Source organism: Brevundimonas sp. GW460-12-10-14-LB2, assembly GCF_001636925.1.
In the GTDB taxonomy this organism is placed as follows: Bacteria; Pseudomonadota; Alphaproteobacteria; order Caulobacterales; family Caulobacteraceae; genus Brevundimonas; species Brevundimonas vesicularis.
Genome location: NZ_CP015511.1, coordinates 139533 through 161045, shown reverse-complemented (window position 1 = coordinate 161045; position 21513 = coordinate 139533). Strand labels below are relative to the sequence as shown.

Genomic DNA, 21513 nt, shown 5'->3' with positions numbered 1-21513 from the left:
CCTAACGGCCGAAAAACGGGTCCAGGCTGGCGCGGGATAGCGGGCGGAAGATCAGGAACTGACCGTCCACCGTCACTGTGACCTCATGCGCTTGCGGACGTTGCAGCAGGGCCGGATCATCCAGCGACACGGCGCGGCCCGAGGCGATATCGCGCGCATCCAGCGCCGGCGTCGTCGGCCGCCCGTTCTCATTGGCGAGCGCCGACAGGAAACCCCGCACCTCATTGGCCTGCTGCTGAGGCGTCAAGGCTGCGCGGACACGTAACCAAGCGGTCTGGATTGAAGTCGGCAAAGCCGCTCCGCTCGTCTGGGCGGACGCTTGGCCCGCTGCCACGACGATCGCGATGAACAGAGCCGGCAGGGAGGCTTTGAGCGTCATGTCGGGCAGGATGAAGCCGCCGGCGGCCAATGCAAGCTTCACTTTTCTGCCGGCCGCGGTGAACCTTCTGGCGTGGCGAGGCGTAAAGGCGGGAACACGCGTCGCACTGGAACTCGAATGTCCTCCATCATCCGTCCCACGCCCCGCCAACGCACCCGTCGTCTGGTCGTCCTGGCCGCCGCCCTGTTCGCCATCGTCGTGCCCCTGGTTCAGAACCTGGCGGGCCTGGGCCTGAATCAGGCCGAGTTCGCCGCAGACGGCAACAGCACCCTGCGCGTTGCGGGCTACGCCTTCTCGATCTGGGGCCTGATCTATATCGGCATTCTGGCCTATGCGATCCGTCAGGCCCTGCCGCAGACGGGTGAAAGCCCGCTGCTGGGCCGGATAGGTCTGCCGTCCGCCGTCGCCTTCTTCGGCATCGGATTCTGGATCATCGTGGCGGCCTTGAACCTGAAGGCCGCCAGCGTGGGCGTGATTTTCGCCTCGCTGATCGCGCTGTTGCTGCCGATGCTGGCCGTATCCAGCCATATCCGCGCGCTGAGGATGTTCGATCGCGAGCGCATCCTGCTGGTCTGGCCGCTGGCGGCCCTGGCGGGCTGGCTGACGGTGGCTGCGCCGCTGAACCTGATCACGACGGCGACCGCGTTCAACGCTCTTCCCGCCGCCCTGTCGCCTGACCTGTGGGCCATCGTCGCCATCGTCGCCGTGACAGTCATCGCACTGGCGGTGACGGCGGTGCTGCGCACCCTCGCCTATCCGCTGCCGACGGCCTGGGGTCTTCTGGGCGCGTTCGTCGCCGAACAGGCGGACAAGCCGACCGTCGCCTTCACGGCCCTGGCCGGCGCGATTGTCCTGCTGATCGGCGGCCTGCTGCTGACCTTCCGCCTGCGACCCGGCGTCGAACGCGCTCGCTAAGCCTCAAGGTTTGTCGGTGACCGCGTCGTCCTGAGGCGCGTGGTCATCGGCGCCCACGTCGAAGGCGCCGGTTTCATCGAAGCCGACGCTGCCGATCCCGACGGCCGAACCGGTCAGCCGCTGACGCCGGCTGGCCAGAGCCGCTTGCGGCGCCGCGGCGTCCATCTCTGCGGTGGTTTCTGGATCATTTGAACGATCCATCTGCTGGCCCGAGGCCGGAAGGATGCGGTCGGTGTGCGGCTTGCTCACGCCTCTTCCTCCTCGGCGTCATCGGCCTGTTTCTGAGCCCGTTCGGCCAGGGCGGAGGCGCCGGCGTCGTCGGCGGCGATCTCGGGCAGGTCGTCATCTTCGGGGGTGGCGGCGGGGTCGATGGGCGTGTCGGTCATGGCGGCTCCTTTGGCTGTCGACGAAATCAACCACCTGCGATGGACGATGTTCCCCGTTCTTGCGCCGCGCGGGCTGACATTCGGCCCATCTGCGGCTAGAAGCGCCGCCCATGAGCGCTCCGCAAAAGACACCCCAGAAGTCGATGGCTGAACTGGCCGCCGAATACGGCCTGGCCCCCAACGAATATCAGGTCGTCCTCGACCGACTGGGGCGCGAGCCCAACCACGTCGAGCTGGGCGTCTTCTCGGTCATGTGGTCCGAGCACTGCTCCTACAAATCGTCCAAAATCCACCTGGGCAAGTTCCCCACGACCGGAGAGCGCGTCATCTGCGGGCCAGGCGAGAACGCCGGCGTGATCGACATCGACGACGGCGACGCCTGCATCTTCAAGATGGAGAGCCACAACCACCCCTCCTACATCGAACCCTATCAGGGTGCGGCGACCGGCGTGGGCGGCATCATGCGCGACGTCTTCACCATGGGCGCCCGGCCGGTGGCCCTGCTGAACGCCCTGCGTTTCGGCGATCCCAGCCATGAGAAGACCAAGCGTCTGGTCAAGGGTGTCGTCTCGGGCATCGGCGGCTATGGCAACTGCGTCGGCGTGCCCACTGTCGCGGGCGAGACCAACTTCCACAAGGGCTACAACGGCAACATCCTGGTCAACGCCATGTGCGTCGGCCTGGCCCGCGCCGACGAAATCTATTATTCGGCCGCGCCGGAGGCGGGCCATGACGTCGTCTATTTCGGGTCCAAGACCGGTCGCGACGGCATCCACGGCGCCACCATGTCCTCGACCGAGTTCGACGACGAGTCGGAGGCCAAGCGCCCCACGGTCCAGGTCGGCGACCCCTTCGCCGAAAAGCTGCTGATCGAGGCGACGCTGGAGCTGATGGCGTCCGGCGCTGTCGCCGCCATTCAGGACATGGGCGCGGCGGGCTTGACCTCCTCCTCCGTCGAAATGGCGGGCAAAGGCGGCGTCGGCATCGAACTGAACCTCGATAAGGTGCCCCAGCGCGAAACCGGCATGACGGCCTATGAGATGATGCTGTCGGAAAGCCAGGAGCGGATGCTGGCGGTGCTGAAGCCCGGCTATGAGGACGTCGGCTATCGCATCTTCCAGAAGTGGGGCCTGGACTTCGCTATCATCGGCGTGACCACCGACACCGGCCATCTGGTGCTGAAGCATCACGGCGAGACCGTCTGCGACGTGCCGCTGGCGCCCCTGTTCGACGACGCGCCCCTGTATGACCGCCCGTGGGTCCAGCCGGCGCTTCAGCCCAAGCTGAACCACTCGGACATTCCTGCGCCCGAAAACTGGGCTGATGCGGTGATGAAGGTCGTCGCCTGCCCCGACATGGCCTCCAAGCGCTGGATCTGGGAACAGTACGACCGCCACGTCATGGCCGACACGCTGCAGGACTCCTCGACCGGCGCCGACGCCGGCGTGGTGCGCGTGCATGGCACGGACAAGGGTCTGGCCGTCACCTCGGACTGCACCCCCCGCTACGTCCAGAACGACCCCTATGAGGGCGGCAAACAGGCGGTGGCCGAGGCCTGGCGCAACCTGACGGCCGTGGGCTCGCGTCCGATCGCCATCACGGACAACCTGAACTTTGGCAATCCGCAGCGCCCGGAGATCATGGGCCAGATCGTGCGCGCCATCGACGGGATGGCCGAGGCCTGCCGCGAACTGGTGTTCCCGGTCGTGAGCGGAAACGTGTCGCTCTATAACGAGACCAACGGCGTCGCCATTCCGCCGACCCCGACCGTGGGCGCCGTCGGCCTGTTGCCCAACTACGACGTGGTGACCGGCTTCTCGACCATGGCCGAAGGCGATGCGCTGGTCCTGATCGGCCAGACCCAGGGTGAACTGGGCGCCTCCATCTATCTGCGCGAGGTCCTGGGCCGTGAGGACGGCGCTCCGCCGCCCGTGGACCTAAAGCTCGAAAAGAAGACCGGTGATTTCGTGCGCGACCGGATCGAGGCGGGCGAGCTGACCGTGGTTCACGACCTCTCGGACGGCGGCCTGATCGGCGCCGCCGCCGATCTCGTGCTGGCCTCCGACGTCGGCGTGACCCTGGACGCCTCCAGCGCGGCCCACGCCCACATCTTCCTCTTCGCCGAGGATCAGGCCCGTTACCTGGTCGCCGTCCCCGACGCCGACGCCATCATCGCCAAGGCGCGCGAGGCGGGTCTGCACGCTTCGGTCGTCGGCCATGCGGGTGGCGCCGCCTTCGCCTCCAAGGGCGACAAGGGCGAACTGTTCAGCATCCATATCGCCCACCTGCGCGAATGGCACGAAGGCTGGATGCCGGGTTGGCTGGGCGACGCCGCATGATCCGCGTCCTGACGCCGCTCGCCCTGCTCGGCCTGCTGAGCGCCTGCGATGGCGGCGGCGATCCGGTGCAGCAGGCGCTTCGGGATACCTCCGCCGCCAACCAGGCTGCGGCGGCGCGCACGACGGAACAGATGGAAGCCGCGGGTCATGCCGGTCACGACATGGGCGGCTCTACCCCCGAAGCCACGTCTGGAGATCGGGCCTTCGCCGCCTCCGAGGCCGAGATGCACCGCAAGATGGCCGCCGCCTCGGGTCAGACGATCGATCAGGCCTATGTCGCCAAGATGATCGCCCACCACGAAGGCGCCGTCGCCATGGCCAAGGTCGCCCTGCGCGACAGCCGCGACCCCGAAATCCGCCGCATGGCCCAGAGCGTCGTCGACACGCAGACGCGCGAGATCGCCGAGATGAAGGCCTGGGCGCCGACCGCCCCTCCGGCGAACTGAGATTGGCCAAGGGACCCTATCGCGGCGGCGGAAAGCCAGCGGCGCCCACCCGCACCAAGGCTCCGTCGACTGGGCGCCCGTCGTCCAAGCCTTCGCAGATCACCAGAGACGAGCTGAGGCATTTCGCGTTTCGTGATCGCTCCAAAGAGGCATTTCTGGACGAGCTCGACCCCCTGCTCCGCGCCTGTTTCAAAAGCGGCTTCACCCGGCCTAACGAGGTCGCCGGCCTGCTGAACAAGGCGGGAAAGAGCACCGCCTGCGGCCAGCCGTGGACGCCTCACCTGGTCTGGGGTCTTCAACGCTTCCTTTTCGAAAGGCGCGAAAAGAAGAGAGCGGCTCAAGCCGCGGCCCCCGCAGCGACGATTTCAAAACCCGCCGTGTCCAGCCAGCGCGCGAAAGATCTGGCTGCTGAAGATATGACGCGCTTGCTCGCCGCGATCGGCAGGGCGCGCCCGTCGCGTTGACTTCGCATTGATCCCGCATGAACGCAGGAGCCGGATGGCGCGTTTCAGAAGCGATGCGCCTGGCTGAACCGGCGACTTGAACAGGGAGCGTCTGATGGACGCGACGACCGCCGACACCATTTTCCGCCCTGCCATACCGCCCCGGCGCGCGGGCAAACCGCTGTCGCTGCTGCCCTTCCTGTGGATCAGCTGGCGCGATCCGATCCAGATGTGGTCCGAGCGGCATTTCACCGAGCCGCAACTGCATGGATCTTCGGCCTTTGGCGAAATCCTGGTTGTCAGCCATCCCGAGGGCGTGCGGCATGTCCTGACCGAGAACGCCGCCAACTATGTGAAGGGCGATCTGCAACGGCGTGTGCTGGGGCCGATGCTGGCCGAGGGCCTGCTGCTGACCGAGGGCGAGGTCTGGCGTCGCGCCCGGCGTATCCTCGCGCCCCTGTTCACCCCCGCCAAGATGGCGACGCTGAACGCCCGGATGGCCGAGGTCTGTCACACGCGCGTGGCCGCCTGGTCGCTGTCGGCGCGCGGGCGGGTGCTGGATATCGACAGCGAAATGTCGGGCCTGACCTTCGACATCCTGTCCGCGACCATGTTCTCGGACGAGCTGGGCGGTGAGGCGCGCGGTTTCGAGCGGGCGTTGAACCAGTTCTTGGCCAACGGCGCGCGCATCGATCCGCTGGACGTGCTGGGCGCGCCGGACTGGGCGCCGCGCTTGGGCCGGCTGGCCAGTTTCCGCTCGGCCCGCTTCTTCGAGCAGCGCGTCACGAAGCTGGTCGAGGCCCGACGCGCCCGGATCGAGCGTGGCGTCGAAACGGGCGATGCGCCGCCGGCCGATCTGCTCAGCGCGCTTCTGCTGGCGCGGGATGAGAACGGCGGTCCGGGTCTGACCGACGAAGAGGTCGCGGCCAACATTCTGACCTTCATCCTGGCGGGGCACGAGACGACGGCCCGCGCCCTGGGCTGGGCCCTGCATCTGCTGTCGCGCCAGCCGGAGTATTTGGCGCGGCTCCAGGCCGAGGCCGACGCCTTCGACGTCTCCGATCCCAAATGGGCCGAGGCCCTGCCCTGGACCCGGGCCGTGCTGGAGGAGACGATGCGCCTGTTTCCGCCCGCCCCGACCATGGCCCGCAAGGCCCTGGCCGACGACGAGATCGGCGGACAGACGATCAAGGCCGGCGCCACCGTCATCATCTCGCCGTGGATCCTCCAGCGTCACCAGCTGTTGTGGGACGACCCAGACGCCTTCAAACCCGAGCGGTTCCTGCCTGAGAACCGCAAGGCCATTGATCGCTACGCCTACATCCCATTCAGCGCCGGACCTCGCGTCTGCATCGGCGCCGCCTTCGCTCTGCAGGAGGCGATGATCGCCTTGGCCGCCATCCTGCGCATCGCCGATGTCGAGGCCCTGACCACGGTGGAACCCCGTCCGGTCCACCAGATCACCCTGCGCAGCCGCGAGCCCATGCGATTGCGGCTGAGGGCGAGGCGCAAGGGCTGATCCAGCCCAAACTTGGCCGCAAATCCGGCGCGTCGTGGGCCGTCGAAACCGGATCGCCACGATGAGCACCACGCCCGCTGAACCGTCTATCGCCGGCACGGTGGACAAGGTGGCGAAGGTCACATTGGCCTTCTGGTTGATGAAGATTTGCGCGACGACGGTCGGCGAGACCGGCGGCGATCTGGTGTCGATGACGCTGAAGGTCGGTTATGCCGTCAGTTCGCTGATCCTGCTGGGCTTCTTCGTCATCACCCTGATCGCTCAGTTGCGGTCAAAGCGGTTTAATCCCGCCCTCTATTGGCTGGTGATCCTGTCCACCAGCACGGCGGGAACGACCCTGTCCGACTTCATGGATCGCAGCCTCGGCCTGGGTTACGCCACGGGTGCGACGATCATCGCCGGCGTCCTGATTGCCGTTCTGGCGGCCTGGCGGCTGACCTATGGCTCGTTGAAGGTCGATCATATTCGCGAGCCGGGGGTGGAGACCTTCTACTGGCTGGCCATCCTGGCGTCGAACACGCTGGGTACGGCCCTGGGCGACTTTCTGGCCGACACCTCGGGCCTGGGGTATCTGTGGAGCAACGCCCTGATCTCGGGCGGCATCGTCCTGACGATCCTGGCCTGGAAATTCACCCGGATTTCGACCACCGTCCTGTTCTGGATCGCCTTCGTCCTGACCCGCCCCTTCGGAGCCACAATGGGTGACCTGTTGACGAAATCGCACGCCAAGGGCGGACTGGACCTGGGCACCATCGGATCGACGGCGGCGTTGCTAGGCCTGCTGGTCGTGCTGCTGATCGCCACCACGGCCAACTATCGCAAATGGTTTACGGGAGCGCGCCCCGCGTGATCCGCCGGCTCTCACCCTTGAAGCTCGTGCTGATCTCGGCCGCCGTCAGTCTCGTCTGCCTGATCGCCTACATCTTCGGCGTCGCCCTGAGCGGCAATGTCCACACCGTCATCGCCGGAGAGATTTATCGGGCCGGTCAGCCGCGCCCCGGCCTGCTGGACCGGATGGAGCGCCAGCACGGCATCCGCACCGTGCTGAACCTGCGGGGCCACAACCCCGGCTCACCCTGGTATGACGACGAGGTCGCCGAAAGTCGTCGCTTGCGCATCCAGCACATCAACTTTCGCATGTCGGCCAAGGAAGAGCTGACGCCGCAGGAGGTCCGCACCCTGATCGCCATCATGCGCGATGCACCAAAACCCCTTTTGATCCATTGCGCCGGCGGATCGGATCGCACCGGGCTGGCGTCGGCCTTCTACGTCGCGGCGGTATCGAAGGGCGGAGAGTCCGCCGCAGAGGACCAGTTGTCGCTGCGCTTCGGCCATATCGCCCTGCCCAATCTGGACGCCTACGCCATGAACCGCACCTTCGAGAGGATGGAGCCGGAACTGGGCTACCCGAACAGCTAAGGCGCCGTCGCCGTTCCGCCACGAACCGTCTATAGGTCGCGCCGACCTTCCTACTGGAGGCGACCTTGCGCACCGCCATCCTGCTCCCTCCGGGATGCCTGTTTTCCAAAGCCCAACCGAACTCGATGGAGACGGTGGTGCGGACGATGGCGGGTGCCGATCAAGGTGGCGAGACGCGCATCTTCTGTTGTCAGGGCGCGAACGACGGCGTTTCGACGGCCGTCGACGCCCTGCCGGCGGGGCGCATCCGCATGCCGACACTTATCGAACGGCTGCGCGCCTTTCGACCCGATGTGATCGAACATCATCAGCAGGTAAAGCAAGCGCTGGCGGTCCAGCAAGCGCTGGCGGACACCCCGCACCTGCTCTATCGCCACAACGCCCTGCGCGCCCCGCGCCACCCCATCGACCGCTGGCGTTATCGGGCGCGTTATGAGCGGCTGGACGGCCTGGTCTTCGTCAGCGTGGCGGAGCGCGATGCCTTCGTGCGCACCTTCCCGGATCTGCACGACCGGGCGTTCGCGGTGCCCAACCCCATCGATGCCGGCGCGTGGCTGGCATCGCCTGAGGATCGACAGCCGGTTATCGCCTTTGCCGGGCGCGCCATGCCGGAAAAGGGCGTCGATGCGCTGTGCGCCGCCCTGCCCGCCGTCCTGGACGCCCATCCCGACTGGCGCGCTGTGCTGATGCTGAACGACTGGGACGATCATGTGCGCTGGGCGGCCCGACATGTCGCGCCGCTGGAGCGGTATGGCGGTCGGGTGGAGGTGCTGAAGTCGGCACCCTTGGCCGAGGTGCGGCGGCGGATGCAGACGGCGGCCATCGCCCTGACGCCGTCCGTCTGGGACGAGCCGTTCGGACTGACAGCGATCGAGGCCCATGCGGCAGGCGCAGCCCTGATCTCATCCGGACGAGGGGGCTTGCGCGAAGCCAGCGGACCACACGCCGTCTATATCGATGCGGTGACGCCGAAGACATTATCGGCGGCGATGGATCGGCTGATCTCTTCACCCGAGGAACGATTGGCGCTGGCGCGATTCGCCCAGGCCTATGTGCTGGCGACCCATACGCCTGAGCGCCGCGCGGCCGAACTGGCGGCCGTCCGCCAGACCGCGATCGACCGTCGCCGGGCGCGTCAGACGACCGGGATCGCCTGAGACAACCGCCCGCCGACCCGGATCGGCTCGACCCGCACGGCCAGCCCTGTCCTGTCGTCCGTCTCGACGAAGACCCCGCATACCGTCGCGGGTCCGGAGGCCGGCATGTAGCGACCGCCCGAAATCCGGGTGGTGAAGCGGCGCAGCGGCTCTTCCTTTTCGTTGCCGATCACGCTGTCGTAGTCGCAGCAGCCCCCGGCGTCGGTCTGATAGGCCGTGCCGCCGGGCAGGATCTGGCAGTCGGCGGTGGGCACATGGGTGTGGGTGCCGACCACCAGCGACGCGCGGCCGTCGCAGAAATGGCCCATGGCCATCTTCTCGGACGTGACCTCGGCATGCATGTCCACGATAACGGCGTCCGCCACCGCGCCCAGCGGCGCCGCCGCCAGTTCGCGCTCCACCGCTCCGAACGGATCGTCCATCGGATCCATGTGCACTCGGCCAAGCACATTCATGACCAGGACCGTCCGGCCCGAATGGGTCTCGAACAGATTGGCCCCGGCCCCTGGCGCATCCATCAGGCGCGGATAGTTGGCCGGACGGATCAGGCGCGGCTCGCGCACGATATAGGTCAGGGCCTCGCGTTGGTCCCAGCTGTGGTTGCCCAGCGTCAGGCAGTCGGCGCCCGCCATGAACAGCTCGCGCGCCGTGTTCTCGGTGATGCCGAAGCCGCCCGCGGCGTTCTCCGCATTCACGACCACGAAGTCGAGCTTCAGGTCCCGCTTCAGGCCCGGAAGATGATCGCTGATCCCGTCACGGCCGGACTTGCCGATGACGTCGCCGAAAAATGCCAGTCTCATGCAAAAAGTCTCATTCGAAAGCCGTATAGCCGGTCTCGGTCAGAACGCCATGCAGTCGAATGTCGTGCGGCTCCAACGCCAGCCGCTCGACCCTTTGGCCGGCGTAGGCGAAACCGATGCGGATGGCGTCGGGTCGCGCGGCGAAGGTCCGGTCATAATAGCCGCCGCCCTGCCCCAGGCGCCCGCCCTGATCGTCAAAGGCCAGCAGCGGCGTCAGGATCAGGTCCGGCAGGACGACCTCGGCCAGCGGCAGCGGCGCGGGGCATCCGGCGGTGTCCATCTCCAGCGGTTCGCCGGCCGACCAGGCGCGGAACGCCATCGGCGCGTCGCGCTGGACCACGACCGGCAGGCACAGCCGACGGCCCGCCGCCTCCAGTGCCGCGGCCAGGCCGTCGGTATCCAGCTCCGACCCCATGGCGCGATAGAGCGCGACGATCTGGGCGGCCGGAAGCGCACCGGCATGGTCCGCCGTCCGGCTGGCGGCCAGCGGATCGGCCTCGGCCAAACGCTTGCGCAAGGCGCGGGCGGCCGATCGAAGTTCGTGCTTGTCCTGGATCATCGAACCGCCCCTACGCGTGCTCATGCAGGGAGCCGCCGCGCGGCGAGCGATAGCACATCACAGAGAGAGAGGGTGGCGGCGCCGCGCGAACCGTGAAGAACGTTTAAATCCTCTCGACCTGGGTAGCCAGGTGGGCTCCGTATGCCCAAGCCCTCAAGCCCGGACAGGGACAGATCCCGTAGAGTGAATTAAGGTCAGAAGGATATGTTGTCTTCGACGTGAGCCGCAGCATGACCCGCCGTCGATCAAGATAGGCGTTCACCGGCCCCGACGCCAGCATCCGCAGACGAATAATCGACTACAGGTTTTGGGCGATCTTTTCGATCCGTGCGGCGACGGCGTTCAACGCCTCGGCGACCCCGTCCGTCGAGGCCGGAGCCGGGGCTGTCGCTGACGAAGGCCCCGCCTTGCCGGCGTTCAGCCGCGCCTCATGCAGTTCATCGGCCAGGATCAGGGCTGACATCAGAAACAGCCGCAGATCGCCGACATGGCCCACGTCGCCTGCGACCTGACGCACCTGGTTGTCGAACTGTTTGGCCAAGATGCGGACCCGCTCTTCCTGCCCGTCGGCGCAGCCCACTGCATAGGGGCGTCCGTTGACCTCGACCGTCACCGTCGCCATCAGCCGGCCTCGCCTTCGGCCAGGGCGTCGCGCACGGCCTGGGCGGCGCGGCCCAGCGCATCGGACGCCTCGCGCCCGGCGGCCTCCAGCTCGGCCACGCGCTGATCTGCGGCCCCATGATCCGAAGACCGGGGCGCGAACAGATCGTCGTCCGCGATCGCGGGCGCCGAGGCGGGCCGCGCCTTCAGCTCCAGAATCTTGCGTTCCAATTCGGCCAGGGCGCGGTCGATACGCGCCCGTGCGGCCGTGGTGGCGTCTGCCATCGGTCGCTCCTTTAGATTCCGTATAGAAGCCGAGGACGCGCCGGGGTAAAGGGGCGCGCCCCCTTTTTCCGCCTTCCCAACAGAGGTCTCCACAGTGACCGACGCCAAAACCGCACCAAAGGCCACGCCCGAGCAGATGGCGAACGCCATTCGCGTCCTCGCCATGGACGGCGTCGAGAAGGCCAAGTCCGGCCACCCCGGCATGCCGATGGGCATGGCCGACGTCGCCACTGTGCTGTTTTCTCGGTTCCTGAAGTTCGACGCCTCGCGCCCCGACTGGGCTGACCGCGACCGCTTCATCCTGTCGGCCGGCCACGGCTCGATGCTGATCTACGCCCTGCTGCACCTGACCGGCTACAAGGGTGCCACGAAGGAAGAGCTGTCCAACTTCCGCCAGTGGGGCTCCAAGACCGCGGGCCACCCGGAATACGGCCATATGCCGGGCGTAGAGGTCACCACCGGCCCGCTGGGCCAGGGCCTGGCGACCTCGGTCGGGTTCGCCATGGCCGAGCGCCATCTGGCGGCGAAGTATGGCGATGATCTGGTCGATCACCGCACTTGGGTCATCGCCGGCGACGGCTGCCTGATGGAAGGCGTGTCGCAGGAGGCGATCGCGCTTGCCGGCCGCTACAAGCTGAACAAGCTGCACGTCCTGTGGGACGACAACGAGATCACCATCGACGGCAAGGTCTCCTTGTCGGACACAACCGACCAGAAGGCTCGCTTCAAGGCCGCCGGTTGGGCGGTCAAGGCCATCGACGGCCACGACATGAACGCCATCAAGGGCGCGATGAAGTGGGCCATGCGTCAGGACAAGCCCACCCTGATCGCCTGCAAGACCAAGATCGGCAGGGGCGCCGCCACGATGGAAGGCAGCCACAAGACCCACGGCGCGGCCCTGGGCGCCGCCGAGATCGCCGCCACGCGCCTCGGCCTGGCCTGGGATCACGATCCCTTTGAAATGCCCCACACGATCGCCGACGCCTGGAAGAAGGTCGGCCGTCGCGGCGCCAAGGACCGCAAGAAGTGGGAGGCCCGCCTCGCCGCCTCGGCCAAGGCCGCCGACTTCACCCGCGCCATGAAGGGCGACCTGCCCGAGGCCGCCTTCGACGCCCTGAACGCCAAGATCGCCGAACTGGTCGAGACCCAGCCGGCCCAGGCGACGCGCCAGTCGTCGGGCGCGGCGCTGGACGAACTGTTCGCCGCCATTCCCGAACTGGTCGGCGGCTCGGCCGACCTGACCGGCTCGAACAACACCTTCGTCAAGGGCACGCCGATCCTGGACGCGCCGACCTATGAGGGGCGTTACGTCAACTGGGGCATCCGCGAGTTCGGCATGGCCGCCGCCATGAACGGCCTGGCCTTGCACGGCGGGGTCATCCCGTATGGCGGCACCTTCATGGTGTTTTCGGACTACAGCCGCCCGGCCATCCGTCTGGGCGCCCTGATGGGGGTACGCGCCATCCACGTCCTGACGCACGACTCGATCGGCCTGGGCGAAGACGGCCCGACGCACCAACCGGTCGAACATCTGGCGGCGCTGCGCGCCATTCCGAACCTGCTGGTCTTCCGCCCCGCCGACACCATCGAGGCGATGGAGTGCTGGCAGATCGCCCTGCAGACCAAGACCGCGCCGTCGGCCCTGGCCCTGTCGCGCCAGAAGACCCCGGCCGTCCGCACCGTCGCCGCGACCGAAAACCTGTCCGCCAAGGGCGCCTATGAGATCAAGGCCGCCAACGGCGAGGCCAAGGCCACCCTGTTCGGCACCGGCACGGAACTGGCTCTGGCGCTGAAGGCCGCCGAGACGCTGGAAGCCGAGGGCGTGGCGACCCGCGTCGTCTCGGTCCCCTCGTTCGAGTTGTTCGAACAGCAGGACGCCGCCTATCAGGCCTCGGTCATCGGCCGCGGCACGGTCCGCGTCGCCGTGGAAGCCGCGATCAAGCAAGGCTGGGAACGCTTCATCGGCGAAGACGGCGCCTTCGTCGGCATGACCGGCTTCGGCGCCTCGGCCGCGGCCGAGGTTCTGTACGAGAAGTTCGGCATCACCTCGGACGCCATCGTCTCGGCGGTCAAGGCGCGCCTGTAAGTCTCAGGTCCTCCCCCGCTTGCGGGGGAGGGGGACCGCGCGCAGCGTGGTGGAGAGGGCGGATATGGGCGAGATGTATCCGCCGGCTCTCGAACTATAATGGCGACCGCCGGTGCGAGGTCCGCCCCCTCCACCGCTTCGCGGTCCCCCTCCCCCGTTTCGCTGCGCTTCACGGGGGAGGATTTCAGGAGCCTCCGATGAAACGCCTCACACTCGGTCTTCTTCTGGCTCTCGGCGCGGCACCGACCCTCGCCCAGACCGTTCCCCAGACGCCCGCCATAGCCGAAACCCCCATCGTCATCGGCCGGTCCTACGCCCTGCCCTCCGGGATCATGGGCGCGACGCGTGAGATCAACATCTGGCTGCCGCCTGGTTATGCCGACAGCGGCAAGACCTATCCCGTCCTTTATGTACTCGACGGCGGTCAGGATCAGGACTTTCACCACATCTCGGGCATCGCCCAGTTGGGAACCGTCGTCGGCACGACCCGCGACGTCATCGTGGTCGGGATCGCCTCGGTGGATCGCCGCGACGAACTGGCCCTGCCCACCACCGATCCTGACCTGATCGCCCGCTATCCGACCCAGGGCCATTCGGACCGTTTCCGCCGTTTCGTGGCCGAAGAGGTCCTGCCCTTTATCCAGACCCGCTTCCGCACCAGCGGCGAAACCGCCCTCGTGGGCGAATCGCTCGCCGGCCTGTTCGTGGTCGAAACCTTCTTGAAGGAACCGCAGATGTTCGACGCCTATGTCGCCGTCAGCCCCAGCCTGTGGTGGGATGGCGGTGAGCTGGCGCGTCAGGCGGGGGCCCGTCTGCGCGACCAATCGAACGACCCGCGGACCCTGATCCTGACCCTGGGCGACGAAGGCCCGGAAATGCAGGCGCCGATGGACGTTTTGACCGGCAACTTGCGCGACTACGCCATGCCCGGTGTGACCTGGAGCTTCACGCCGCGCCCGACCGAGACCCACGCCACCATCTATCACGGCGCGGCCCTGGACGCCTTCCGCCAGCTCTATGCGGAGCCTGCGAAATGAGCCGGCCCATGCACCGGCTCGGCGCGATCAGCCTGCTGGTCCACGACTATGACGCGGCCATCGCCTTCTATGTCGGCAAGCTGGGCTTCGCGCTCAGCGAAGACACCGACATGGGCGCAGGTAAACGCTGGGTGCGGGTCACGCCCAAAGGTGGCGAGACCAGCCTGCTGCTCGCCCGCGCCATGACAGACGCCCAGAAGGCCCAGGTCGGAAACCAGGCCGGCGGCCGGGTCTGGCTGTTTCTGGAAACCGACGACCTGATACGCGACCACGCCGCCTGGCTTGCCGCCGGCGTCCACTTCCGCGAAACCCCGCGACATGAGACCTATGGCAAGGTGGTGGTCTTCGAAGACCTCTACGGCAACGCCTGGGACCTGATCGAACCCGCTACCGGAGCCTGACGCCCATGAAACTCGGCACCCCGCTTTCCGACACCGCCGTGCGCGTCATGCTGCTGGGCTCGGGCGAACTGGGCAAGGAGGTCGCCATCGAGCTTCAGCGGCTCGGCGTCGAGGTCATCGCCGTCGATCGCTATCCCAACGCGCCGGCCATGCAGGTCGCGCACCGCAGCCACGTCATTCCGATGACCGACGCACAGGTGCTGAACGGCGTCATCCTGGCCGAGGCCCCGCACTTCATCGTGCCCGAGATCGAGGCCATCGCCACCGAGGTTCTGGCCGATATCGAGGCCGCCGGCCTGGCGACGGTCATCCCGACGGCTCGCGCCGTGCAACTGACGATGAACCGCGAGGGCATCCGCAAACTGGCCGCCGAAGAGCTGGGTCTTACCACCAGCCCCTACGCCTTCGCGGGCTCGGCCGAGGAACTGGCCGCCGGCGCAGAGGCCGTCGGCTATCCCAACTTCGTCAAGCCGGTCATGTCGTCATCCGGTAAGGGGCAATCCTTCGTCGAAAGCGCCGATGAAATCGCCGACGCCTGGACCTACGCCCAGGACAGCGGTCGCGTCGCCGGCGCCCGCGTCATCGTCGAGGGACGCATCGACTTCGACTTCGAGATCACGCTGCTGACCGTCCGCTCGCGCGACGCCGACGGCACGACCCGCACCGATTTCTGCGCGCCCATCGGCCACCGCCAGGTCAAGGGCGACTACGTCGAAAGCTGGCAGCCGCAGCCCATGACGCCCGCTGCGCTGGCCGCCTCCCAGGACATCGCCGCCAAGGTTACTGCGGCCTTGGGCGGTTACGGCGTCTTCGGCGTCGAACTGTTCGTCAAGGGCGACCAGGTCTGGTTCTCCGAAGTCTCGCCCCGCCCGCACGACACCGGCCTGGTCACCCTGGCCAGCCAGACCATGAGTGAGTTTGCGCTGCACGCCCGCGCCATCCTGGGCCTGCCCATCGACGTGAGCCAACGTGAACCCGCCGCCAGCGCCGTCATCTATGGCGGCATTGACGCGCAAGGGATCGCCTTCGAGGGCGTTGCGGAGGCCCTGTCGGTCCCGACCGCCGATCTGCGTCTGTTCGGAAAGCCCGAAGCCTTCGAGCGCCGCCGCATGGGCGTGGCTGTCGCCCGCGGGACCGACGTCGAACAGGCCCGCGAACGCGCGCGTGAAGCCGCAGGCTGTGTGAAAGTCGTTCGGAACTGACACTGCCGTCTTCTCCCCACCTGTGGGGAGGGGGACCACGAAGCGGTTGAGGTTGTTGAAATCCCACTCGCGCCCGCGATGCGTCGCAGAACTCCTCCGTCACGACGCGAAGGCGCGCCGCGCCACCTCCCGCTCCGCAAGGAGGAGACGCCTGATCCCTCATTTCTACGACTTTAGTCGATTGGCCTTGTCCCGCATTGTGGTGCAAACCAAGGGCGAGGGTCGCAGTCAGCCGGCCGGGAGGGATCTGTCGTGGGCAAACTCAGCACACCCATAATCTTCGGCGCCATCGCCATCCTGGGGGCGGTGTCCCTCGGCATCATCGCCTTGCATCAGGGCGAAAGCATCAGCGCGGTCTGGATGGTGGTCGCCGCCGTCTGCACCTATGCGATCGCCTATCGGTTCTACAGCCGCTACCTGGCCAACAAGGTAATGCAGCTGAACCCCGCGCGCCTGACCCCGGCGATGCGCCGCAACGACGGGCTGGACTATGTGCCGACGCCCAAGAACGTCCTGTTCGGCCACCACTTCGCCGCCATCGCCGGCGCAGGCCCGCTGGTCGGGCCGGTGCTGGCCGCCCAGATGGGCTATCTGCCGGGCGTCCTGTGGATTTTGGTCGGCGCCGTGCTGGCCGGCGCAGTGCAGGACATGATGGTCCTGTTCATGTCCACGCGTCGCGACGGCAAGTCGCTGGGCGACATGATCCGCACCGAAATGGGCAACATCCCCGGCATCATCGCCCAGGTCGGCGTCCTGATGATCATGGTCATCATCCTGGCGGTTCTGGCCCTGGTCGTGGTCAAGGCCTTGGCCGAAAGCCCGTGGGGCACCTTCACCGTCGCCGCCACCATCCCCATCGCCATCTTCATGGGCCTATACACCCGCTTCCTGCGGCCGGGCCGCGTGGGCGAGGTGTCGGTGATCGGCGTCGTCCTGTTGATGCTGGCCATCATCGGCGGCGGCCATATCGCGGCCGATCCGTTCTGGGGTCCGGCCTTCACCCTGACCGGCCCGACCCTGGCGATCCTGATGATGGTCTATGGCTTCATCGCCTCGGTCATTCCGGTGTGGCTGCTCTTGGCGCCGCGCGACTATCTGTCGACCTTCCTGAAGATCGGCGCGATCGTGGCCCTGGCCGTCGGCATCCTGATCGTGCGTCCGCACCTTCAAATGCCGGCCATCACCCCCTTCATCGACGGCACCGGCCCGGTCTTCGCCGGCGCCCTGTTCCCCTTCCTGTTCATCACCATCGCCTGCGGCGCGGTGTCGGGCTTCCACGCCCTGATCTCGTCGGGCACCACGCCCAAGCTGCTGGAGAACGAAGCCCAGATCCCCATGATCGGCTACGGTGCCATGCTGTGCGAAAGCTTCGTCGCCGTCATGGCCCTGATCGCCGCCACGGTTCTGGACCCGGCCGTCTATTTCGCCATGAACAGCCCGGTCGCCGTCATCGGCAACGATGCGGTCTCAGCCGCCGCCGCCGTGGCCCAGTGGGGCTTCCACATCACGCCCGGAGAGCTTGAACAGCTGGCGCGCGACGTGGGCGAACATTCGATCCTGTCGCGCGCAGGCGGCGCCCCGACCCTGGCGGTCGGCATGGCGCACATCCTGTCCGGCGTGATCGGCGGCAAGGCCATGATGGCCTTCTGGTATCACTTCGCCATCCTGTTCGAGGCCCTGTTCATCCTGACCACCGTGGACGCCGGCACCCGCGTGTGTCGCTTCATGATCCAGGACCTGCTGGGCGTCGCCGTGCCCAAGATGCGCGAGACCAAGTCGTGGGGCGCCAACGTCGTCGCCACGGCCCTGACGGTCGGTCTGTGGGGCTATTTCCTCTACACCGGCGTGGTCGATCCGCTGGGCGGCATCAATAGCCTGTGGCCCCTGTTCGGCATCGCCAACCAGATGCTGGCCGCCGTCGCCCTGATCCTGGGCACCGTCGTCCTGTTCAAGATGAAGCGCGAGAAGTTCGCCTGGGTCATGGTCGTTCCTGCGACCTGGCTGCTGATCTGCACACTGACGGCGGGCTTCCAGAAGCTGTTCCACCCGGATGTCCGCATCGGCTTCCTGTCCCACGCCCGCAAATATCAGGAGGCGCTGGGCGCCGGCGAACTGATCGCCCCGGCCAAGAGCATCGGCGACATGCACCGCATCGTGGTCAACGACTACGTCAACTCGACGCTGACGGCGGGCTTCCTCTTCGTGGTCGTGACCATGGTCGTCTATGGCGTCCTGGCGTGCCGCAAGGCCTATGCGAACAACCGCCCGACGGTCCGCGAATATCCGGAAAGCCACCAACTGACGGCGGCCGACGAGGCGGCGGATGCGGCCCGTGCCTGAGGTCCAGGACGATCTGCTCTGCCTGTGCCGCGACACCGCCCTGCGGTGGGGTCGCGGCGTCAGGCGCACGGCCGGCGCCATGATCGGTCAGCCGGATTATCAGGCCTATGTCGATCACGCGGCGGCGACCCATCCCGACCAGCCGCCGCTGGACAAGACCGCCTTCTTCCGCCTGCACGAACAGCGCCGCTTCGGCGGCGCCGGCGGGTTCAAATGCTGCTGATCTAGAGGCCGCTGGCGCGGGTGTCGGCCCTGGCGCGATCCTCGGCCTGAAGGGCGGCGATCGCCGTTTCCAGTGTCGGGTCGTCGCCCGCGCGGCGCTGGGCCACCGTGCGGGGCGCGGCGATGTCAGGCGTGACCCCCCGCTTCTCCAGCCGAATCCCGCCCGAAGTCACGAAGTCCGCCCGGCTGAGCGTCAGCCGCCCGCCGTCCGGCAGATTGGTCTCCTGCGCAATCAGCACCGATCCCCCCGTCTTCTCGCCCACCACGATGCCGCGCCGCGCCTCCTGCAAGGCGGCCGGCGTCAGTTCGGCGGCGCTGCGGCTGCCTTGATCCACCAGAACCGCCACATCATTGGCCAGGGGATCGCGCCGATCGCCGCAGTCGCCCGCCGCCCTCAGCACCACCGGCCGGCCGCTGCGCCCCGTCCGCGTCGCCCAGACCTGATCGCGCGGCAGGAAGCAGGTCAGGACCGATTCCGCCTCCATCAGCCGCCCGCCGGGATTGCCGCGCAGGTCCAGCACCACGTCGACATCCGGCGGCAGGCCTTCCAGTTCACTGCCCATCCAGGCGCCCAGGCCTTTGTCGAACTGCTCGACGCGCAGCACCAGCACCCCCGGCCGCGACTTGTCGGCGGTGAACGGCTCGATGGCCTCCATCACCCGCGGCGTCAGGGCGATCTCGCGCCTCTGTCCCGCATCGTCGGTCAGGACCAACTGCACCGGAACCCCGTCATAGGTCTCGACATCCGGTCCCCAGGGCTTCCCATCGACCGACTTCAGGGCCCAGCCCATCTGCACCCCCGCCGCCTCGGCCGGTGACCCTGGCCGGACACGCTCGACGGTCCAGTCGTCCGGCGTCTCGCCCCGCATCAGGGTCAGGCCCATCACGGCGCGCCGGGCGAACTGCGCCTCCTGACGCCGCACCGCCGCCGGCGGACTGGCCGCCGCATGACCGTCGTCCAGCAGATCCAGCATCGCGTTGATGACGCGGTACAGCCCGCGCTCATCGCTAGCCGCCAGGGCCTGGGGCCGGAACGTCGCCCGCGCGGCGTTCCAGTCCACGCCGTGCAGGGTTGGATCGTAATAGCCCCGCCGCACCTCGCTCCACACCCGGTCGAACACCCGCTGATTCAGCCGCGCGCGGTCACGCGTCTGGGGCGCCGCTATGGACTGGATGGACAGGGTCGAACCGCCCGGGTGGGCCATGGCCGGGCCGCTCAACGGCAGGCCGAGCAACAGGAGGCTGAAAAGCCGAGCGGAAACTCTGACGCGCATGAACGGCATCTGACGCCAGACGCCTCTTTCGCTCAAGTCACGACTGCGCGTTATTCCGGCACCCGCGCCCCGTCCCAGGCGAAGACCCCGCCGCTGTCGCCCGGCGTCAGGCCCGACAGCACCGCCAGCAACCGCTCTGCGGAATGGTCGGCCGTGAACAGCTTGCCCTCCGCCACCCCCTTCTGGAACGGCGCGCTTAGGTCTGTCGCCACAGTACCCGGATGCAAACCGGCGATCACCGCCTGCGGATGGCTGCGCGCCATCTCGACCGATAGAGTGCGCAGGATCATGTTCAGCGCCGCCTTGGACGCCCGATAGGCATGCCACCCGCCCAGCCGATTGTCGGAAATCGACCCCACCCGCGCCGACAGGGCCGCGAACACAGCCCGCCGATCGCGCGGCATCAGCGGCAGCAGATGTTTCGCCGCCAGCGCAGGCCCCACTGCATTGACGCGGTAGTCCCGCAACAGGTGTTCCGCATCCAACTGACGAAACGACCGTTCCGGCTGAAGCCCGTCGTGCAGCACCCCGGTCGCCATGACGATCAGGGTTGGGGCCGGCCCATGGCCGATCCGCTCGGCGGCGGTCGCCAGACTGGCCTCATCCTCCAGATCGGCGGCTAGCGCCTGCGCGCCCGCCAAATCCGCGCCTGAGCGCGACACGGCCCACACGGTCTCGAACGCGCCGTCCGCCACGATCCGCTCGACCATCGCCCGGCCGATGCCGCCCGTCGCCCCGATCACCACCGCCGATCCGTTCATCGCGTCTCCCTTCCTCGTTCGTCCCATGATAGGGGCGCGGCATGAGCATCACCACGGTCGGCCTCGATGCCGACGACACCCTCTGGCACAACGAGACGATCTTCCGCCTGACCCATGCGCGGTTCGTCGATCTTCTGGCCGACCACGGCGACGAGGCGACCATCGAGGCGCGCCTGGCCGAAACCGAGCAACGCAACCTGCGGCTCTATGGCTACGGCATCAAGGGCTTCACCTTGTCGATGATCGAGACGGCGATGGAGCTGACGAACGGCGAGGCTCCGCCCCATGTCGTGCGCGAGATCCTGGCCGCCGGTCGCGAGATGCTGGCCCACCCGGTCGAGACCCTGCCCGGCGTAGACGCGGTCGTCGCCGAACTGTCCGAAAAATACCGACTTGTCCTGATCACCAAAGGCGACCTGCTGGACCAGGAGCGCAAACTGGCCGCCTCAGGCCTGGGCGACCTGTTCAGCGCCGTCGAGATCGTCTCCGAAAAGGATCGCGCCACCTACGAGCGGGTCTTCACCCGCCACGGCACGGGCCCGGCCGAAGCCGTCATGGCCGGCAACTCCATGAAGTCCGACGTCCTGCCCGCCATCGCCGCCGGCGCCTTCGGCGTCCACATCCCCTATCACGTCACCTGGGCCCATGAACTGGCCGACGCCCCGGTGGACGAGTCCCGCTATACTTCCTTGTACAGCATTGCGGATTTAAAAGACACAATCGACAGTTGGTGTACTGAATAGATTTCATCCAACACCAGATCAATATTAGCTCAATAATCCAACGCCCTTACCACTCATTTTTAGACTGGAAGACGGCATCTGACTGAAAATCAATGCGACAAATAAGGCGTTGCATTGAGACCACATTATCGCAATACCGACGTTATATTGACACGAAAGTCAAAGGCGAAGCTTGACCCCTTTGGATGTGTCCGGTCTGT

General features: G+C 67.2%; 24 protein-coding genes and 1 other RNA gene. 15 read left to right on the top strand and 10 right to left on the bottom strand.

Going from position 1 to position 21513, the window contains the following annotated elements:
- Position 1: 1 nt before the first annotated feature.
- Positions 2–421 carry a hypothetical protein gene (locus A4249_RS00855; RefSeq protein ID WP_197458424.1) on the bottom strand — a complete coding sequence of 140 codons (420 nt, stop codon included), beginning with the start codon at positions 419–421 and terminating at the stop codon, positions 2–4.
- Between the two features lie 75 nt (positions 422–496).
- On the opposite strand from A4249_RS00855, the gene A4249_RS00850 reads away from it, so the two are divergent.
- Positions 497–1294 (top strand): hypothetical protein, encoded by a 798-nt coding sequence (locus tag A4249_RS00850; protein ID WP_066550006.1) that lies wholly within the window; start codon positions 497–499, stop codon positions 1292–1294.
- A 3-nt stretch (positions 1295–1297) separates the two neighbouring features.
- Here A4249_RS00850 and A4249_RS00845 read toward each other — a convergent pair whose 3' ends face one another.
- Positions 1298–1543 (bottom strand): Tat pathway signal protein, encoded by a 246-nt coding sequence (locus tag A4249_RS00845; RefSeq protein WP_066550003.1) that lies wholly within the window; start codon positions 1541–1543, stop codon positions 1298–1300.
- Entirely contained in the window at positions 1540–1680 is a 141-nt protein-coding gene (locus A4249_RS16445) for a hypothetical protein (protein WP_156494566.1), read from the bottom strand. Before A4249_RS16445 ends, A4249_RS00845 begins: the two co-directional genes overlap by 4 nt.
- A 110-nt stretch (positions 1681–1790) precedes the next feature.
- On the opposite strand from A4249_RS16445, the gene purL reads away from it, so the two are divergent.
- From purL to A4249_RS00810, 7 genes are all read left to right on the top strand, one after another.
- Positions 1791–4019 (top strand): phosphoribosylformylglycinamidine synthase subunit PurL, encoded by a 2229-nt coding sequence (gene purL, locus A4249_RS00840; RefSeq protein ID WP_066550001.1) that lies wholly within the window; start codon positions 1791–1793, stop codon positions 4017–4019.
- Positions 4016–4465 carry a DUF305 domain-containing protein gene (locus A4249_RS00835; protein WP_066549998.1) on the top strand — a complete coding sequence of 150 codons (450 nt, stop codon included), beginning with the start codon at positions 4016–4018 and terminating at the stop codon, positions 4463–4465. The genes purL and A4249_RS00835 overlap by 4 nt, the downstream gene beginning before the upstream one ends.
- A 2-nt stretch (positions 4466–4467) precedes the next feature.
- Complete coding sequence (locus tag A4249_RS00830) at positions 4468–4929, top strand: hypothetical protein (protein WP_066549995.1); 462 nt, start codon at positions 4468–4470, stop codon at positions 4927–4929.
- Between the two features lie 94 nt (positions 4930–5023).
- Positions 5024–6427, top strand: coding sequence for a cytochrome P450 (locus A4249_RS00825; protein ID WP_082853994.1), 1404 nt, complete (start codon positions 5024–5026; stop codon positions 6425–6427).
- Positions 6428–6488: 61 nt separating this feature from the next.
- On the top strand, positions 6489–7277 hold the full coding sequence (locus tag A4249_RS00820; protein WP_197458423.1) for a COG4705 family protein: 789 nt from the start codon (positions 6489–6491) through the stop codon (positions 7275–7277).
- Positions 7278–7303: 26 nt separating this feature from the next.
- Positions 7304–7846 (top strand): phosphatase domain-containing protein, encoded by a 543-nt coding sequence (locus A4249_RS00815; RefSeq protein ID WP_231868799.1) that lies wholly within the window; start codon positions 7304–7306, stop codon positions 7844–7846.
- A gap of 65 nt (positions 7847–7911) precedes the next feature.
- Positions 7912–9003, top strand: a complete 1092-nt coding sequence (locus tag A4249_RS00810) for a glycosyltransferase family 4 protein (RefSeq protein ID WP_231868742.1) — start codon at positions 7912–7914, stop codon at positions 9001–9003.
- Here the strand turns inward: A4249_RS00810 and A4249_RS00805 are convergent.
- The 5 genes from A4249_RS00805 to A4249_RS00785 form a co-directional block, all read right to left on the bottom strand.
- Positions 8982–9803 (bottom strand): TIGR00282 family metallophosphoesterase, encoded by an 822-nt coding sequence (locus A4249_RS00805; RefSeq protein WP_045809851.1) that lies wholly within the window; start codon positions 9801–9803, stop codon positions 8982–8984. The genes A4249_RS00810 and A4249_RS00805 overlap by 22 nt on opposite strands.
- Before the next feature lie 10 nt (positions 9804–9813).
- Positions 9814–10386, bottom strand: coding sequence for a 5-formyltetrahydrofolate cyclo-ligase (locus tag A4249_RS00800; protein WP_231868741.1), 573 nt, complete (start codon positions 10384–10386; stop codon positions 9814–9816).
- Positions 10387–10436: 50 nt separating this feature from the next.
- A non-coding RNA gene (ssrS, locus tag A4249_RS00795) (6S RNA) lies at positions 10437–10597 on the bottom strand.
- 63 nt (positions 10598–10660) lie between these two features.
- Complete coding sequence (locus A4249_RS00790; RefSeq protein ID WP_055752950.1) at positions 10661–10984, bottom strand: cell division protein ZapA; 324 nt, start codon at positions 10982–10984, stop codon at positions 10661–10663.
- A complete protein-coding gene (locus A4249_RS00785; protein WP_066549987.1) occupies positions 10984–11247 on the bottom strand; it encodes a hypothetical protein in 264 nt (87 codons plus the stop codon). The genes A4249_RS00790 and A4249_RS00785 overlap by 1 nt, the downstream gene beginning before the upstream one ends.
- A gap of 136 nt (positions 11248–11383) precedes the next feature.
- Here A4249_RS00785 and tkt point away from each other — a divergent pair, with 136 nt between their 5' ends.
- From tkt to A4249_RS00755, 6 genes are all read left to right on the top strand, one after another.
- Positions 11384–13333 carry a transketolase gene (gene tkt / locus A4249_RS00780; protein WP_066554575.1) on the top strand — a complete coding sequence of 650 codons (1950 nt, stop codon included), beginning with the start codon at positions 11384–11386 and terminating at the stop codon, positions 13331–13333.
- A 197-nt stretch (positions 13334–13530) separates the two neighbouring features.
- The gene (locus A4249_RS00775) at positions 13531–14370 is read left to right on the top strand and encodes an alpha/beta hydrolase (protein WP_066549983.1); all 840 of its coding nucleotides are present in this window, start codon (positions 13531–13533) and stop codon (positions 14368–14370) included.
- Positions 14367–14771, top strand: a complete 405-nt coding sequence (locus A4249_RS00770; RefSeq protein ID WP_197458422.1) for a VOC family protein — start codon at positions 14367–14369, stop codon at positions 14769–14771. The genes A4249_RS00775 and A4249_RS00770 overlap by 4 nt, the downstream gene beginning before the upstream one ends.
- A 5-nt stretch (positions 14772–14776) precedes the next feature.
- Positions 14777–15973 carry a formate-dependent phosphoribosylglycinamide formyltransferase gene (gene purT, locus A4249_RS00765; protein WP_066549981.1) on the top strand — a complete coding sequence of 399 codons (1197 nt, stop codon included), beginning with the start codon at positions 14777–14779 and terminating at the stop codon, positions 15971–15973.
- Between the two features lie 252 nt (positions 15974–16225).
- Positions 16226–18313, top strand: a complete 2088-nt coding sequence (locus A4249_RS00760; RefSeq protein ID WP_066549978.1) for a carbon starvation CstA family protein — start codon at positions 16226–16228, stop codon at positions 18311–18313.
- The gene (locus A4249_RS00755) at positions 18297–18536 is read left to right on the top strand and encodes a YbdD/YjiX family protein (protein WP_066549975.1); all 240 of its coding nucleotides are present in this window, start codon (positions 18297–18299) and stop codon (positions 18534–18536) included. Before A4249_RS00760 ends, A4249_RS00755 begins: the two co-directional genes overlap by 17 nt.
- Before the next feature lies 1 nt (position 18537).
- Here A4249_RS00755 and A4249_RS00750 read toward each other — a convergent pair whose 3' ends face one another.
- Both A4249_RS00750 and A4249_RS00745 read right to left on the bottom strand, forming a co-directional pair.
- Positions 18538–19809 (bottom strand): S41 family peptidase, encoded by a 1272-nt coding sequence (locus tag A4249_RS00750; protein ID WP_231868740.1) that lies wholly within the window; start codon positions 19807–19809, stop codon positions 18538–18540.
- A 50-nt stretch (positions 19810–19859) separates the two neighbouring features.
- The gene (locus A4249_RS00745) at positions 19860–20570 is read right to left on the bottom strand and encodes an SDR family NAD(P)-dependent oxidoreductase (protein WP_066549964.1); all 711 of its coding nucleotides are present in this window, start codon (positions 20568–20570) and stop codon (positions 19860–19862) included.
- A 41-nt stretch (positions 20571–20611) separates the two neighbouring features.
- Here A4249_RS00745 and A4249_RS00740 point away from each other — a divergent pair, with 41 nt between their 5' ends.
- Positions 20612–21313, top strand: a complete 702-nt coding sequence (locus A4249_RS00740) for an HAD family hydrolase (protein WP_066549961.1) — start codon at positions 20612–20614, stop codon at positions 21311–21313.
- Positions 21314–21513: the final 200 nt, after the last annotated feature.